The organism is Burkholderia sp. Bp9140, from assembly GCF_003853425.1.
GTDB lineage: Bacteria > Pseudomonadota > Gammaproteobacteria > Burkholderiales > Burkholderiaceae > Burkholderia.
Genome location: NZ_QTPQ01000002.1, coordinates 216,665 through 232,886, shown reverse-complemented (window position 1 = coordinate 232,886; position 16,222 = coordinate 216,665). Strand labels below are relative to the sequence as shown.

Below are 16,222 nucleotides of genomic sequence, written 5' to 3'. Positions count from 1 at the left end.
CCGTGGCGCTGGATTTTTCCAGGCTGCCGCCTGAAGAGCCGATTCCGGACACGCCGCCATCCCGGTTCGTATGGACGATCGTTTTCCTGGTGCTGACCTTGCTCGGGGTGTTCGCCGTGCTGATCCTTTGGCCACCCGCGGAGCCGACGCGGACACCGTGGTTCTGGGTCAGCGTGACGGTTTATCCGGTCGGGTTCGCGGCGCTCGTCGCATCCCGGCCCTTCAGCATGTACGAGGGGCGCCGTCTGCGCGTGCATGCATGGAACGCAGCCTGCAAGCAATATACGGAAAGCGCGTTCGAGAGGGAAAGCGTTCCGGTGCTCGTTCTGGGTACCGCCATTTGCGTGACGGAAAACGACGTGGAAAACGACGTCGACGCGATCGTCGCCGGAACCTTGAAGCTGGACGCAAGGGCATCGACGCACGAGGAAAACGGGTCGATGAAGGCTCGATGGCTCGCGCCGATCGATGCACGTCTGGCCAAAAACGATTCCGAACGTCAGGAGATCGTCCTCGACTGGCTTTACGGTCGGTTGCTGAACGACTTGAGTGCATCGATTTCGGTTGTCCCGGCAGAATTGCCGCTTCGCGTGTGGCTCGATGTATCCGGCTACACCGGGGAGATGGATGCGATCGAGCTATGGCGCAAGAAATGGAGCGACCGCAAATTTCGGTCCGCTCATGCGGACCGGGCACCGGAATCCCTGGATTTGATGGCGATCGATTCATGGCTCGACGATGAACGAGGGCCGCTGACGCGCCGTGCGTCACTGGTCATCTCCATCACGCTGAGGAACGTGATCGCCGAGGAACCGGCCGACGGTACAGCGGAGGCGGGTGTCGGCTTGTTGCTGGCTTCGGTACCGGTTGCATCGCGATTCAGGTTGCAGCCCGTGGCAGCCTTGCATAGGCCGCGGATGTCAAGCGACGGAGACCTTGATCATGCGTTGACTTATGCGCTTCGCTGGGGAAGCGTCGATCCGGGGGCGATCGGCGCTTTATGGACGACTGGATTCGACGGGCAAACCGTCGGCCGTTTGCACGCCACGCTTCGGCAGGTGGGGCAGGAAAAGGCGAGCGGCGAAGCAGCACGGGAATTCGATCTGAACCGCACGGTTGGACATGTGGGCGCTTCGGCCGGCTGGCTTGCGGCGGCCTGCGCTTTGCACCAAACCAAAGCGTCGTCGACGTCGCAACTTGTTGCACAACGTCTGGAAGACCGTACGTTCGTCGCAGTGACGACGGTTATCGATAACGAATCAAAGAAAACACACGCGCTGGCATGAACCGGAAATTCAATATCGATTTACTCGGATCCTTTATCGCGGTCGTCCTGGCCGGACTGTTTGTCTGGATGCGACCGCATTCCGTCGGTTTGACCCCGGCAGAGCGCGGGACCGCCATCGCGGTGCTGAGTATCACATTCGTGATCCTGGTACTGGCCTTTCGTCACGCCGAATCATCACGGGGCGCCGACGCATGGCGTGCAGTGCGGAAATGGCTGCACGACCGTGGTCACCGCATATCCCCGACTTCCAACGAAGGCCAGACCGATTACGCACGGGTCCGAGCGGAAATGCTCAAGCGCACGCTGGTCGAACGCCATGGCTGGCCGTGGCGCTATCGTGAACGGTGGGTGCTGATCGTCGGCGAGGAGCCGCTTGTCAAGAGATTGGCACCGGGCATCGTCGACACCGGATATGCCGTCACCGGCGACGTGGTGCTGCTTTATGCGACGCAAAAAGGCGACGAGCTCGATACCGGATGGCTCGATCAGATCCGGCGCCTGCGCCGCCGCCGACCGGTCGATGCAACCGTGGCGATAGCACCCGACCGTAGCGCCGCAGTCGGAACGTTCGACGTTCACACGCTTGCCGGTCAACTCGCCCGCCATGCGCGTGCGTTGCGCTGGGCGTCGCCGACATACCTGCTGGGCGTTACCGATTTTGGTGGCGAATCGTCAAGTATCGACGAGGCGATTGGTTTCACCTGGGGGAACCGGCGCGTGGGCGTCGACGAAGTCGACGAGCGGTTGCAACGGCTTTCGGTCGACCTCGCCGACACGGGCGTTGCGTCCCTCGCCAAGGACGTTTTGGATAGTTACCGGGCCAGACTGTCACAGCACATTTCGGTGCGCCGAAGTGCGCTTTCGGAATTCGTGACGAAAGCCGGTGAATCGCGCGTCTGGCGACAGGAAATTCATGGCGTGTTGTTTGCGCCGTTGTTTGCGGAGCGGGAATTACTGGCGTCGATTCCCGACGGGGCGAGCGACGGCCAGCAGGTACCGGTGCTTCGACATCGAACGATATGGCAAGCCGCTGGTGAGCACGGCCGCAAGATCGGCGGGTGGCGAGTCGGCTTCTCATGGTCGGTCGCAGCCGCTGGACTCGCGACAATCTTCGTCTGCTGCTGGATCATGGGCGCGATGTTTTCCGGGTTCGGCAATCGCGCCAGGATCGTGGACATCGCGGCGACATTCACCAAGCTCAACGCGGCTCGAGATCGCGCCGTGGCCATGCAAGCCCTCGATAGCCTGGACCGGCAGATCGAGACGCTGGAGGAGCATCTGCGTGCCGGAGCGCCCTGGACATCAAGGTTCGGCATGAATCGTGACGGGTTGTTGCTGGACATGATATGGCCGGGCTACTCCGTCGCAGCGAACCGCATCCTCGCTGCACCGATCCGTCAGAAGCTCGAGGCGCGCCTCCATCAGCTCGCATCGCTGTCGGACGCCGAGATTGCCAGCGGCGGCAACGCGCAGGTACAGGCTGCCTATGACACGCTCAAGGCCTACATGATGCTTGCGAAGCCCGAGCGTGCCGTGGCGGCATTCCTGACACCGCAGCTCATGGCGACGTCGATGCCTGCGCGCCCGAGCAATTCGTCGCTGTCGGCGGGTACCTGGGAGGATTTACGTCAGCACGCTATCGCGTTCTTCACGAGCCACTTGCAGCAAGGCAGATTTCAGCCGATCGTGCCCGACCTCGGGCTGGTCGCGTCGACACGGCAGACGGTGATCGGCGTGCGGGGCATCCAGAACTCGTCGGACTCGATCTATCAGCACATCCTCGACGACGCGGCACCGAAGTATCCACCCGTATCGCTCGCAACGCTGCTCGGCGATGTGTCAAGCCGAGGCCTTTTCAACGCATCGGCGACCGTGCCTGGCGTCTTCACGCGAGCCGCATGGGACGACCGCATATCGAAGGCGATCGACGAAGCAGGCGAACACGACGACGTCGCCGTTGACTGGGTCCTCTCCGATGCCCAAGCCGCCGGCCAGTCCTCATCCACCCTGAAGACCCAATTGCGCCAACGCTACTTCGACGACTACGCACGCGCCTGGGCCCAGTTCCTCAACAGCGTGCGCTGGCAACCCGCGTCCACGCTGTCTGCTACCGCCGATCAATTGACCTTGCTCGGCGATCCGCAACGCTCGCCGCTCGTCGCGTTGATGAATGCGATCGTCTACCAGGCGGGGACGGGCGCCAGCACGCAATCGTTGTCCGACACGCTGATCAGCAAGGCCCAACAGCTCGTCGGCGCCGACGAGAAAGATCCTTCGAAGCAGGCCAAACCGCAACTCGCCCCGCTGGCCGCCGCGTTCGGCCCGATCCTGCGCCTGACCGGCAGCGATCTCGCCTTGGGCATGCCGGCCAACGGCAAGGTGGCCAGCGCTCAAATGGCCGCGACGGGCGACCTGAGCCTTGCCCGCTATCTGGAGCGCATCACGGCCATGCGCCTGAAGACCTCGCAAATCGTCTCCAGCGCCGACCCGGACGCCGTTGCTCGATTGGCCGCACAGTCGGTGTTGCAAGGCAAGACCTCCGACATCGCCGACAGCCGCGACTACGCGAATCGTGTCGCCGCAAGCCTCGGCGAACAGTGGTCCGGTTTCGGCGCACTGTTCCGTGCGCCGTTCGATCAGGCATGGCAGGTCATCGTGCAGCCCGCCGCGTCGAGCCTGAACGAAATCTGGCGCACCGCGATCCTGGCCGACTGGAACAAGACCTTCGGCGGCCGCTATCCGTTCGCCGACTCCGACAACGACGCGTCGCTACCCGAGATGGCGCGCTTCATGCGTCCGGATAGCGGCGTGATCGCGCAGTTCGTGACGTCGCAGCTGGCCGGTGTCGTCGAGCGCCAGGGCGACCGCTGGGTTGCTTCGCAGGGGGCCGATTCCGGTGCACTGGCGATCGATCCCGTCTTCCTGACCGGCCTGAACAAGCTCACGCGCACGTCGACGGTGCTGTTCCCGTCCGGCGATGCGCGCGTGCGCTACGAATTGCAGGCGGTGCCGACGCCGGGTGTCACCGACATGCGATTCGTGCTGTCCGGCCGCGAATTGCACTACTTCAACCAGAAGCAGGAATGGACGCCGTTCGAATGGCCCGGCCAGTCGCTCGAAAACCGGGCGCATATCGCGTGGCGGACCGAGCAGGGCGGATTGCGTACCGCGCTCGATTCACAAGGGCGCTTCGGCCTGATCCGGCTGCTGGAACGAGCGAAGGTCACGCAACAAGACAACGCACGTTATTTGCTGACGTGGACGCCGGACACGAGCCAGGGTATTGCGCTGAGCGTGCAGTTGCGCAGCGAGGCGGGTGCCGGGCCGCTCGATGTGCTCCAGCTTCGCAATTTCGCGTTGCCGGCACGGATTTTCATGACCGGCGCGACGAGCGTCGGGCCGAAGGGTTCGACGGCCAGTCCGCCGCCGTTGCCCGCGGCGGCGATCGCTGCGGCAAAGCACGCTGCCGTGCCGCTGCCGCCCGGGCTCCCGGGTGTCATGTCGATGCGGGATGCGCCGATGACCGAGATGTCGCAACCGGCACCGCGTCGATCCGCGGCGACGCAATTGGCTCGACCGGACGTGCAACCTGTCTCGTCCGGCACGAAGCAACCCGGGACCCATCCGGGCATGGCGGTATCGTCGTTGGCGACGACTTCAATGTCCGCCGACGAGCCATCGAGACCCTTTGGACACGCCCTCCGGTTGTTGGGCGATGCATTTGCGTTTTGAGAACGGCCATGACGCTCGCCCATTTCGTCAAGACACTCGTCGGCGGTTCCCGCATCGATTCGCTTCGCGCATCTCGTCAGTCCACCTGGTCGGCATGGCTCGCGCCTATACCGGGCGAGCACGCGTACGGCCGCGATCCCGGCTACGAGGACGCATTCTTCGCACTGAAGGACGAAGCGACCAAGCTGTCGGGAATCGACGACGGGCTGATCGTTCGCGCATGCGAACAGCTTCTCAAGGAAACCGGCAAGGATCTTCGTCTGGTCGGTTACTACGCATTTGCGCGGCTGCGCCAGGATGGGCCGGCGGGATTCGCCGACGGGCTCGAACTCGCCGCGTCACTCGTCGACCGGTTCGGCGAAGCCGTGCTGCCCGCACGGGCCGAAGCGAAGCGGGCAGCGCTGGAAATGCTGGCAACCGCCCGCGTGACCGAGGCGCTGGACGCACGCGGCGACTTTGCGCAAGCCGATCTCGAGCGTACGTTGGCCGCGCTCGACGAGCTCATCGAACAAACGGGAAACTGGCAGGACGCCGCTCGCCCGAATTTGCAGCCGCTGGTTACTCGCTTCGAGCGCAAGGAGGAGCCGGTTCGAGGCACGGATCCACACGCATTGCCTGCCCCGAAGGCTGCTTTCGCGTCCATGTCGAGCGGCGCCATCACTTCGGCGCGCGACCTGCTCGAGCAGGCTCGCTCGATGTCGGCGTGGCTCAGGGATCAGGAAAACGGCTATTTGCCCTCGGTGCGGCTCGTGCGAAGCATTCGCTGGGACACGCTGCACGACGTGCCGCCGTCGGATGCCGCGTCGCATACGCGTCTGGCGCCGCCACGCGCCGAGTTGCGTCAGCAGATGAAGCGCCTCGTGCTGCAGAAGCACTGGCACGAGCTGCTGGAGCGTGTCGAGGGGGCGTTCATGGAAGGCGTGAATCATCTGTGGTTCGACCTGCAGTACTTTCAGCACGTCGCGCTCGACCACGTCGGTACGCCGTACAGCGCATGGCGCGAACTGCTGCGCGCCGACTTCGCGCTGTTCCTCGAGAGACTGCCGGGTATCGAACGGCTGGCATTCAGCGATGGAACGCCATTCTCCGACGACACGACACTCGAATGGATTGCACGGCATGCGGTCGTGCGCGACCTCGAGGCGGGGGAGGCGGTCGCCCCGCTGCCCGTCTCGGCAGACAGCGAGGCCGATGCCGCCGGCGACTGGCCGGAAATCGAGACGCAGGCCCGCGAACTGACGTCACGCGAAGGTGTCGAGACTGCCTTCGCATGGCTCGAGGCGCTACCCGGCATGAAAACCGATCGACATCGCTACCTGCAGCGGCTCGTGATGGCCCGGCTGGCCGATCACGCCGGCCGCCCCGACGCGGCCCTCGCTCTCCTTGCCGAACTCGATGCATCGTCACGATCGTTGCCGTTGATGCGCTGGGAGCCGGCGCTGACGTTCGAGGTCAAGCAGCAACTGGTCAAGGTGCTGAAGGCGCTGGGCAACCGCAAGGACGCGGACAAGCCGGCGCTCACGCGTCGCATCGCCGAGCTGCAGGCCGAACTGACGGTGCTCGATCCTGCACGCGCGCTGACTCTTTCGTAACGAAACGCCATGAACGACAACGATTCCATCCTGCGCTACTACGAAGCGGAAATGCGCTACCTGCGCGAATCCGGCAAGGCATTCGCGAAGGCGCATCCCGATCGCGCGCGCCTGCTCAATCTCGACCGCGTCGGCGATCGGGATCCGTACGTCGAGCGGCTGTTCGAGGGCTTTGCCTTTCTGACCGGCCGACTTCGACAAAAACTCGACGATGAACTGCCCGAGCTGACCGAGGGGCTCGTCAGCCTGTTGTGGCCGCACTATCTGCGAATGATTCCGTCGCTGTCGATCGTCGAGCTGATTCCGTTCGCGCAGAAGCTTCAAAAGACCGAAGTGCTGCCGGCCGGCATCCCCGTCAGGTCCGCACCGGTCAATATCCCGTCGCCAGGCGGCGACGGTTCCGCGCCGCGGGCAGTTCAGTGCCGGTACCGGACCACGCAGCCCGTTGCGCTCCAGCCGATCGCGATCACGCATGCCGGTCCAGGCGTGCGCCATGACGGCCGGTCGGTGATCCGGATCGGTTTCGCGCTCGAAGGCTCGGCGTTGCGCAACGAAACCGATCTGTCCCGCCTGCGTTTGCATTTGAACGCGGATTTGCCGACCGCATTCGCGATGCATCTCGCGCTGACGCGACAGGTCGACGCGATCCACTGGCGCATCCCGGAAGTTCGCGACGGCGAGCCGGTGCCGCTCACCGCCGTGACGATCGAGCCTGCGGGGTTTTCGACGGAAGAACGGCTGTGGCCGAAGGCCGACGCGGCGTTTTCCGGGTATCAGCTGTTGCTCGAGTACTTTACGTTCCGCGAGAAGTTCCTGTTCGTCGATCTGTGCGGGCTGGATGTGACGAAGCTTCCGGAAGGCGCGACGCGTTTCGAACTCGAGATCGTGCTGAAACATGCGTATCCGTCCGATCAGCGTTTCAACGCGGAGAACCTGCGCCTGTTCTGCACACCGGTCATCAACCTGTTCGAACTCGACGCCGAGCCCATCGAGATCGACCATCATGAAACGGAGTATCGCGTCGTTCCGGCCGGCCACCAGGGCGAGCATGTCGAAACGTATTCCGTCGATGCGGTTGCGACGTTCGACCACGACACGGCCGAGCGATACGAGTACGTGCCGTTTGCCACGTTCCGGCATCGCGGCGGCATGCTGCGGCACGAAGCGCCGGAGCGCTATTTCCATACACGGGTGCGTCCCGGCATGTCGGGGCTGCACGAAACCTGGGTGATTCTCGGCGGCCATGCATGGGAGACGATGGACACGCTTCCCGAGGAAAGCCTGTCCCTGCGCGTGACCGGCACGAACGGGATGTTGCCGCGCAAGGGGTTGAGGGAGGCGAGTCTCGAAGAGGTCGTGGTCAGTTCGCAGAGCGTCGCCGGCGTGCGTAATCTCGTGTCGCCGACGATGCCGCTGTATCCGCCGACCGAGGATCGCTTCCAGTGGCGTGTACTGTCGCATCTGGCGCCGAATTTCCTGTCGATGATGAACGCGGAAGTGTTGCGCGGCGCCTTGGCGCTGTACGACTGGACGGACGACGAGCTGAACCGGCGCCGGCTCGCGGGCATCCTGCACGTGTCTCAGGAATTGATCGAGGAAGTGTCGGGCGGCGCGGTCGAGCGCGGCGTGCTGATCGAGGTCACGCTCGATTCGCATGCGTTTTCCGGCGAAGGTGACGTGATGCTGTTCGGCGAGCTGCTGCATCGGTTCTTCGCGGCGTATGCGGAGATCAACCTGTTCACCAAGCTGGCGATCGTCAGCCTGCCTGCCCAGGTCCGAACGGAATGGCCGCGCAGCAAGGCGAGCCGGGCGGCGTTATGAAGTACGCGCTCAATCGGGATGGCATCGTGACGGCCGGCGAGCGACGACTTCCGCCATTCGTCGCGGCATTGCTGGCGAGTGCGCCGAAGATGAGCTTCATGCAGTTCTGTCGGCTCATCGAAGCGAGCGCCCCTGACACACCCGGTTTCGGCATGCGCGATACGCCGGAACAAGAACCGGTGCGGTTTCGTCCGCGTCCGCGCCTGGGCTTTCCCGCAGGCGAGATGGCCGCGGTCGAGCGTGACGATCCCGATGCACCGCCGACCGTACGTACCACGTTCATGGGACTGTACGGCGTCGATGCCGCGATGCCGTCGCATACGATCGACGAGATTGCGCTGCGCGAAGAGGGGCATGAAGCGGTCGAGGCCTTTCTCGACCCGTTCAATCATCGCATCGCGACGCTGCTGTATCGCGCATGGAAGAAATACCGCTATCCGGAGCGTTTCCAGGCCGGCGGTACCGACGACTATTCGCGGAGCCTGTTGTGTCTGGCCGGATTCGGATGGGGCGACAAGCCTTCGCGTGCCGGATTGCCGGCGTCGCGCATGCTTGCGTTGCTCGGTCTGCTGATTCAGCGCACGCGGACGTCCGAAGGGCTGGCTGGCGTCATCGCGCTGGCCGCGCCGGGTGCCGACGTACGCGTCGACGAATTCTGGGCGGTCATGACGAGCGCGGGCAAGCAGCGGCCGTTGACGTCGACGAATTCGGCCGCCGCCGCTGACGAGGACGCCGGGCGTGTCGGTCTCGGCGGCGGTTACGTGCTCGGCAAGCGCATTGCGTACCGGAGTCGGGCGGTGCGTGTCACGCTGCGACCTGCCGACGCGCGGCAGGCGCACGATCTGTTGCCGGGCGCATCGCTGCATCGTGAGCTGATGGCGTTCATTCGGATGTATGTCGGCATCAAGGCCGACGTGCATGTGCGAATGAAGGTGTCGTCCGGATTCGTCCCGAAACCGGTCGTCTCGATCGGGCGCGCCGATCCTGCGCCGCGCCTCGGCTGGACGACCGTCCTGCCGTCGTCGGACACGCGTTTGATCGATATCGGGTTAGGCGTCTATGAAGCGTTTCCGATGCCTCGACCCAACCCGCATCTCGTGCGTCGCACGATCTGATTTCGGAGTCTCAATGTTCAATCGAATGAGTGTGGCAGCCGTTGCTGCAGGATTGCTTTTGTCGGGCTGCGGCGCCTGGCAGTCGGTGTCGGATGCGTCGTCGAACGCGTATCGCGCAGTGTTTTTCAAACAGGTGAAAGTGCTGAACGTGGATCTGACGGCGCGCGCCGAACTGAATCCCGACGAAGCGGGGCGGCCGACATCGGTGGCGGTGCGCGTGTATCAGTTGAAGGATCGCAAGGCGTTCGATGGCGCGTCTTACGAGGATCTGCTGAAGCACGATCGAACCGTGCTTGCGCAGGACTGGCAAGCCGACACGTCAACGGTCGTCAATCCGGGGGCGTCGGCAAGCCTGTCCCAGCCGATGCAGCGAGAGACGAATTATGTCGCGATCGTGGCGCTTTATCGGAATCCCGGGGAAAACGGTGGTTGGAAGCGAGTCGTCGAGAAGAAGAAACTCGACGCCGAAAAGCCGCTTAGGCTGGAACTGTCCAGGAACGATTTGCGGGCGGCTGGCGCGATGCCGGGAGTCAGGGAAACGCGGTGATTTCGCGACGGATGCCGTCTTTTCGTGACGGCATCCATCGCATTGAATTACCGATCGTCTTCCCGCACGGAAGACGGATGCCGGCACAGCGCCCGCACCTCCATCTCCATATACGGAAACAACGGCAGCTGGCTCAAGACATCATGCAGCTGCTGCACGCTTTCCACATCGAAAATGCTGACGTTCGCATACTGCCCGGCGATGCGCCACAGATGCCGCCAGACACCTTCGTTCATCAGCCGCTGGCACATCGCCTTCTCTTCGGCCTTCAGCGTCGCCGCCTTGACCGGATCCATGTCCGCCGGCAGGCGGACGGTCATTTCCACATGAAACAGCATCCTGTACTCCTTGCGTGATCGATGCGTCGAACGGGACGGGCGCTCAGGCCTGCGCACGCGCCCGCTCGACTTCGCTCGCCGGCACGTCCTGCTTGTCCTTGAGCAGCGAGAAATCGAAGTCGATCAGCGCGAACTGCCCGTCGACGCCATACGGCTTGCCTTCCGCGCCCTCGGCCTGCTTGACCTGCGGGATCAGCCCTTCGCGGGTCGCGAATGCGAAGTCGTCCCAGATATGCGGATCGCCTTCGATGTTGATCTGCGTCGTCAGCTTACGATATCCGTCCGCGGAAACGAAGAAATGGATGTGCGCGGGACGATGGCCGTGGCGGCCGAGCTGGTTGAGCAGTTGCTCGGTCTTGCTGCCCGGCGGCACGCTGTAGCCGACCGGCAGCACGCTGCGGAAGCTGTAGCGGCCCTCGGCATCGGTGCGGATCGAGCGGCGCAGGTTGAAAGCGGGCTGCGACGGGTCGAAGTACGAGTAATTGCCGAGATGATTGGCGTGCCACACCTCGACGAGCGCATGCGCGAGCGGCGCGCCGTCCTGGCCGAGCACCTGGCCGCGCATGATCAGCGTCTGGCCCGGATCGGTGCCGTCGTCAAGGCGTGCATGGCCGACCGATTCCGGCGCGCCCGCGACATACAGCGGCCCTTCGATCGTGCGCGGCGTGCCGCCCTGGAAGCCCGCCTTCTCCTCGGCCTCGTCCATCCGCACGTCGAGGAAGCGCTCGAGGCCGAGGCCCGCGGCGATCAGCCCGAATTCACGGCCGGCTTCGTTCAGGTAGTTGAGCGCGGTCCAGAACTCGCTCGGCTGCACGTCGAAGTCCTCGATCGTATAGCAGATGTCCTTCACGATCCGGTTGACGATCGCGCGCACGCGCGGGTTGCCGGGCTTTTCCGCGGCGTCGTCGAAGGTCTTCAGCAGGGCGTCGATGGCTTGCTTGTTCATCTGTGTCTCCGGTTTCGGTTGTCGTGTCGTGTGGGATCAGCGGGCGTCGCGTCGCATCCGTTCGATGCGGGCCCAGTCGAAGGTGATGCCAAGGCCGGGCGCGGCCGGCAGGTGCAGCTTGAAATCCTGGTAGCGCAGCGGCTCGACGAGGATCTCCTCGGTGAGCAGCAGCGGGCCGAACAGCTCGGTGCCCCATTTCAGCGAGCCGAACGTGCTGAACAGCTGCGCGGACGCCATCGTGCCGGCCGCGCCCTCGAGCATCGTGCCGCCGTACAGGTCGATGCCGGCCGCCGACGCGATCGATGCGACGCTGGCCGCGCCGAGCAGGCCGCCCGATTGCGCGATCTTCACCGCGAACACGTCGGCCGCGCGGTCCTGCGCGAGCGCGAACGCATCGACGGGGCCGTGCAGCGCTTCGTCGGCCATGATCGGAATCTGCGCGAGCTGCGTGAGGCGTTTCAGCCCCGCGCGATTGGTTGCGGCGATCGGCTGCTCGACGAGGCTCACGCCGGCGTCCGCGAGTCGGGCGCCGGCCCGGATCGCGTCGGTTTCGGACCATGCCTGGTTCACGTCGACGCGCACGTCGCCGCGCTCGCCGAGCGCACGCTTGATCGCGATCACGTGCGCGACGTCGTCGTCGACCGCGTTCGAGCCGATCTTCAGCTTGAACGCGCGATGGCGGCGCGCGTCGAGCATCGCCTCGGCTTCCGCGATGTCGCGCTGCGTGTCGCCGCTCGCGAGCGTCCAGGCGACGTCGACCGCATCGGTCGTGCGGCCGCCGAACAGCTCGGACAGCGGCACGCCGAGGCGGCGCGCCTGCGCGTCGAACAGCGCGGTCTCGAGCGCGCACTTCGCGAACCGGTTGCCCTGGAACAGCTTGCGCGCACGTGCCATCGCGGCGCCCGGGCGCGTCGCGTCCATGCCTTGCAGCAGCGGCGCGAAGTAGGTGTCGATGTTGACCTTGATGCTCTCGGGGCTCTCCTCGCCATACGCGAGACCGCCGATCGTGGTCGCCTCGCCGACGCCTTCGATACCGTCCGTGCATCGAACGCGGACCAGCACGAGGGTCTGGCAATTCATCGTGGCGACCGACAGTTTGTGGGGCCGGATCGTCGGCACATCGACCAGCAGCGTCTCGATGCTTTCGATGGTGGCGGCAGTTGCTATCATGCGATTCCTCCTGTTGGTGCACATGGTAGGAATTCCCGCCCGGCGTCGTCCAACACTCTTTCCGACTACTTCCATACCTTTGAGGCATGAAATGGAATTGCGTCAGCTCCGGTACTTCATCGCCGTCGCGGAAGAAATGAACATCACGCGGGCCGCGGAGCGGCTGCACATGACGCAGCCGCCGCTGAGCCGCCAGCTGCAGGCGATCGAGGACGAGGTCGGGTTGCCGCTGTTCGAGCGCGGCGCGCGGCCGCTGAAACTGACCGACGCGGGGCGCGTGTTCTATGCGCAGGCGACGCGCGTCGTCGAACAGGCGGACGAGCTCGGCCCGCTGACGCGGCGGCTCGCGCAGCTGTCGGAGCGGATCGTGATCGGCTTCGTGCCGTCGACGCTCTATGGCGCGCTGCCGGACGTGATTCGCGCATTTCGCGAGGCGCACCCGGACGTCGAGCTGTCGCTGATCGAAATGTTCACGCTCGAGCAGCTCGGCGCGCTGAAGGGCGGGCGGATCGACGTCGGGTTCGGCCGCCTGCGCTTCGACGACGACCAGCTCGTGCGCGAGGCGCTGATCGAGGAAAAGCTGATCGCGGCGCTGCCGGTCGGACATCCGCTCGCCGATCCGGACCGGCCGCTGACGCTCGCGGACATCGCGAAGGAGACGCTGATCGTCTATCCGAGCACACCGCGGCCGAGCTTCGCGGATCAGCAGCTGTCGGCGCTGCGCGACGGCGCGCTGGTGCCGGCGGCCGTGCACGAGGTGCGCGAGCTGCAGACGGCGCTCGGGCTTGTCGCCGCGCAGGTGGGCGTGTCGCTGGTGCCGGAAAGCGTGGAGGGCGTGCGCGTGAAGGGCGTCGTCTACCGGCGGCTGCCGGAACCCACGGCGACGTCGCCGATCATCATGAGCCGCCGGCTGCACGGCGAAAGCGCCGCGACGACCGCGTTCTGCGCGATCGCGCGGGAGATGATCGCGCCGGCCGGGTAAGGGCGGGGCCGTTTGCGTATCGATCGCAACTAACGGTCAATTTCGGCGCGTCAGGTCGAATGCGGGGAGGGTGTCGCGATGCGACGTCATTCGCCGCTGATGCGAGCGGGCAGGCCGATCGGTCGGATCGGCCACGCCGACCAGCCGACCAGCCGACCAGCCGACCAGCCGACCAGCCGACCAGCCGACCAGCCGACCACGCCGACAATCAGCCAGGCAGCACGCCGGCGCGCCCGCCTAGCGCTTCCCGTCGAGCGTCTCCGACGGCGATTCGCCGAACTTTTCCCGATACGCGATCGCGAACCGCCCGAGGTGCGTGAACCCGCAATCGAGCGCGATATCGGCGATCCGTCGCTCGGACACCGACCCGCGCAGCAGCTCCCGCGCATGCTCGAGCCGCGTCGCGCGCAGGTATTGCATCGGGCTCATCCCGCGGAACTGCAGGAAGGCGTCGCGCAGCGTCCGTTCCGGCACGTTGGCGGCCTGGACGATATCGGCGAGCTGCAGCGGCTGCGCATAGTACGCGTTCACGAACTCCTGCGCGCGCCGCACGAAGCCGGGCGCCGGATCGTGGCGTGCACTCAGCACCGACGGCGGGTGGCCTTCGATCAGCAGGTCGATCAGCAGGTGCTCGAGCTGCGACGCGACGCGCGGGTTGGCATTCGCGCGCTCGAGCAGTTCCGGCGAGCGGGCGACGAGCATCAACTGCTGGCGCCACGCGGCGAGCGCGGCATCGCTGATGTGCAGCACGGGATCGAGCGTCGCGCGCGGGTCGCCGGTCAGCGAACCGACGGTCGCCGCATCGATGCGCAGCACGAACTGCTCGCAGTCGGCGGACAGCACCGCGTCGAAGCGCTCGCCGGGCGCGCACAGCACGCCCGTCTGCCCGTCGACGCCGAGCCGGCGCCCCATTGCGCGGACCTCGGCCTGCCCGGACAGGCAGAACATCAGCAGGTAATAGCCGTCGACGGCGTCGACCTGCACGCGCATCGCGTCGCCGAACGCGATGGTGCCGATCCCGAGCCCGCCGAGCCGGACGAAATCCATGTGCGATGCGCCTTGCACACGGCCGCTCGGCAGCAGCGCGTGCGGCTGCATCACGCGCGAGATCCGCTCGCGCGTCTCGTCGAGATCGCGGGATTCGAACAGCCGGTGCGCGCGCAGCGCAAGCGGCTCGAACGACGTTGGGGACATGGGCCTCAGCCTTGGTTTGTGCGACACGCGCTTCGATCCGACGAATGGGTCGCGATCGCGCGCCGGGTCGCGTGTGCCGCCATGCTAGCGCAGAAATCCGCCGAAAGTGGATATTGCGCCGCCGCAATCGCACTTTCCGGATAGACGCCGAATATTAGCTTTTCAAAAATCGGCTCCATGCAATCAACGAAACGGAACCACAAGGAGTCCGACATGGAGCAGACAGAATCGCCCGTCGTATTCGCCGCGCGCGACGACGCGTCCGATGTGCGTTTTCCGCACGACGACGGCTCGCGCGTACCGTACAAGGTGTTCAGTTCGCGTGCGGTCTACGATCGCGAGCAGGAACGCATCTTCCGCGGGCCGACGTGGAACTTCGTCGCGCTGGAAGCGGAAATCCCGAACGCCGGCGACTTCAAGAGCACGTTCGTCGGCGACACGCCGGTCGTCGTCACGCGCACCGAGGACGGCACGCTGTCCGCATGGGTGAACCGCTGCGCGCACCGCGGCGCGCAGGTGTGCCGCAAGTCGCGCGGCAACGCGAGTTCGCATACGTGCGTGTACCACCAGTGGAGCTTCGACAACCAGGGCAACCTGCTCGGCGTGCCGTTCCGGCGCGGCCAGAAGGGGATGACCGGGATGCCGGCCGACTTCGACCCGAAGCAGCACGGGCTGCGCAAGCTGCGCGTCGACAGCTATCGCGGGCTCGTGTTCGCCACCTTCAGCGATGAAGTGGGGCCGCTGGCCGACTATCTGGGCGAGCAGATGCGGCCGTGGATCGACCGGATCTTCCACAAGCCGATCGAGTATCTCGGCTGCACGCGCCAGTATTCGAAGTCGAACTGGAAGCTGTACATGGAGAACGTGAAGGATCCGTATCACGCGAGCATGCTGCATCTGTTCCATACGACCTTCAACATCTTCCGTGTCGGGATGAAGGCGCGCTCGATTCCGGATGCGAACCATGGGCTGCACAGCATCATCACGGTGACGAAGACGGGCGACGACACGTCGGCCGCGTACAAGCAGCAGAACATCCGCTCGTTCGACGAGGGCTTCCATCTGGAAGACGAGTCGATCCTCGATCTCGTGTCGGAATACGACGAGGACTGCACGAACCATATCCAGCCGATCTTCCCGCAGCTCGTGATCCAGCAGATCCACAACACGCTGGTCGCGCGCCAGATCCTGCCGAAGGGGCCGGACAACTTCGAGCTGATCTTCCACTTCTTCGGCTATGCCGACGACACGCCCGAACTGCGCGCGCTGCGCATCAAGCAGGCGAACCTCGTCGGGCCGGCCGGCTATATCTCGATGGAGGACACGGAGGCGACCGAGCTGGTGCAGCGCGGTACCGTGCGCGACGCCGACGCGACGTCGGTGATCGAGATGTCGCGCGGCAATCCGGACCAGCAGGACACGGTGATCACCGAAAGCCTGATCCGCAAGTTCTGGGTCGGCTACCAGCAGCTGATGGGCTATTGAAGCGGGAGCGCG

12 protein-coding genes are annotated in these 16,222 nt (G+C 65.0%); 8 read left to right on the top strand and 4 right to left on the bottom strand.

Annotated elements, in window-relative coordinates; translation table 11 throughout:
• Positions 1-2 precede the first annotated feature (2 nt).
• From DIE21_RS02665 to tssJ, 6 genes are read left to right on the top strand one after another with little or no spacing between them, the layout of a single operon-like run.
• Positions 3-1,286 carry a hypothetical protein gene (locus tag DIE21_RS02665; RefSeq protein ID WP_124495758.1) on the top strand — a complete coding sequence of 428 codons (1,284 nt, stop codon included), beginning with the start codon at positions 3-5 and terminating at the stop codon, positions 1,284-1,286.
• A complete protein-coding gene (locus DIE21_RS02660; RefSeq protein WP_124495756.1) occupies positions 1,283-5,020 on the top strand; it encodes an ImcF-related family protein in 3,738 nt (1,245 codons plus the stop codon). The genes DIE21_RS02665 and DIE21_RS02660 overlap by 4 nt, the downstream gene beginning before the upstream one ends.
• 8 nt (positions 5,021-5,028) lie before the next feature.
• On the top strand, positions 5,029-6,612 hold the full coding sequence (gene tssA / locus DIE21_RS02655) for a type VI secretion system protein TssA (protein WP_124495754.1): 1,584 nt from the start codon (positions 5,029-5,031) through the stop codon (positions 6,610-6,612).
• Positions 6,613-6,621: 9 nt separating this feature from the next.
• On the top strand, positions 6,622-8,433 hold the full coding sequence (tssF, locus tag DIE21_RS02650) for a type VI secretion system baseplate subunit TssF (RefSeq protein ID WP_124495752.1): 1,812 nt from the start codon (positions 6,622-6,624) through the stop codon (positions 8,431-8,433).
• Positions 8,430-9,548: a type VI secretion system baseplate subunit TssG gene (tssG, locus tag DIE21_RS02645; protein ID WP_260432263.1), complete on the top strand. Its 1,119-nt coding sequence runs from the start codon at positions 8,430-8,432 to the stop codon at positions 9,546-9,548. The genes tssF and tssG overlap by 4 nt, the downstream gene beginning before the upstream one ends.
• Positions 9,549-9,561: 13 nt before the next feature.
• On the top strand, positions 9,562-10,095 hold the full coding sequence (tssJ, locus tag DIE21_RS02640) for a type VI secretion system lipoprotein TssJ (RefSeq protein WP_124495748.1): 534 nt from the start codon (positions 9,562-9,564) through the stop codon (positions 10,093-10,095).
• A gap of 47 nt (positions 10,096-10,142) precedes the next feature.
• On the opposite strand, the gene catC is transcribed toward tssJ, so the two are convergent.
• From catC to DIE21_RS02625, 3 genes are read right to left on the bottom strand one after another with little or no spacing between them, the layout of a single operon-like run.
• Positions 10,143-10,433 (bottom strand): muconolactone Delta-isomerase, encoded by a 291-nt coding sequence (gene catC / locus DIE21_RS02635; RefSeq protein WP_059448784.1) that lies wholly within the window; start codon positions 10,431-10,433, stop codon positions 10,143-10,145.
• 43 nt (positions 10,434-10,476) lie between these two features.
• On the bottom strand, positions 10,477-11,379 hold the full coding sequence (catA, locus tag DIE21_RS02630; protein ID WP_124495746.1) for a catechol 1,2-dioxygenase: 903 nt from the start codon (positions 11,377-11,379) through the stop codon (positions 10,477-10,479).
• Between the two features lie 36 nt (positions 11,380-11,415).
• Complete coding sequence (locus DIE21_RS02625; protein WP_124495744.1) at positions 11,416-12,549, bottom strand: muconate/chloromuconate family cycloisomerase; 1,134 nt, start codon at positions 12,547-12,549, stop codon at positions 11,416-11,418.
• A 91-nt stretch (positions 12,550-12,640) separates the two neighbouring features.
• Here DIE21_RS02625 and DIE21_RS02620 point away from each other — a divergent pair, with 91 nt between their 5' ends.
• Positions 12,641-13,531, top strand: a complete 891-nt coding sequence (locus DIE21_RS02620; RefSeq protein ID WP_124495742.1) for a LysR family transcriptional regulator — start codon at positions 12,641-12,643, stop codon at positions 13,529-13,531.
• Between the two features lie 237 nt (positions 13,532-13,768).
• Here DIE21_RS02620 and andR read toward each other — a convergent pair whose 3' ends face one another.
• Positions 13,769-14,725, bottom strand: coding sequence for an anthranilate 1,2-dioxygenase regulatory protein AndR (gene andR / locus DIE21_RS02615; RefSeq protein ID WP_124495740.1), 957 nt, complete (start codon positions 14,723-14,725; stop codon positions 13,769-13,771).
• Positions 14,726-14,938: 213 nt separating this feature from the next.
• Here andR and andAc point away from each other — a divergent pair, with 213 nt between their 5' ends.
• Positions 14,939-16,210, top strand: a complete 1,272-nt coding sequence (andAc, locus tag DIE21_RS02610) for an anthranilate 1,2-dioxygenase large subunit AndAc (protein ID WP_124495738.1) — start codon at positions 14,939-14,941, stop codon at positions 16,208-16,210.
• The last annotated feature ends 12 nt before the right edge of the window (positions 16,211-16,222 follow it).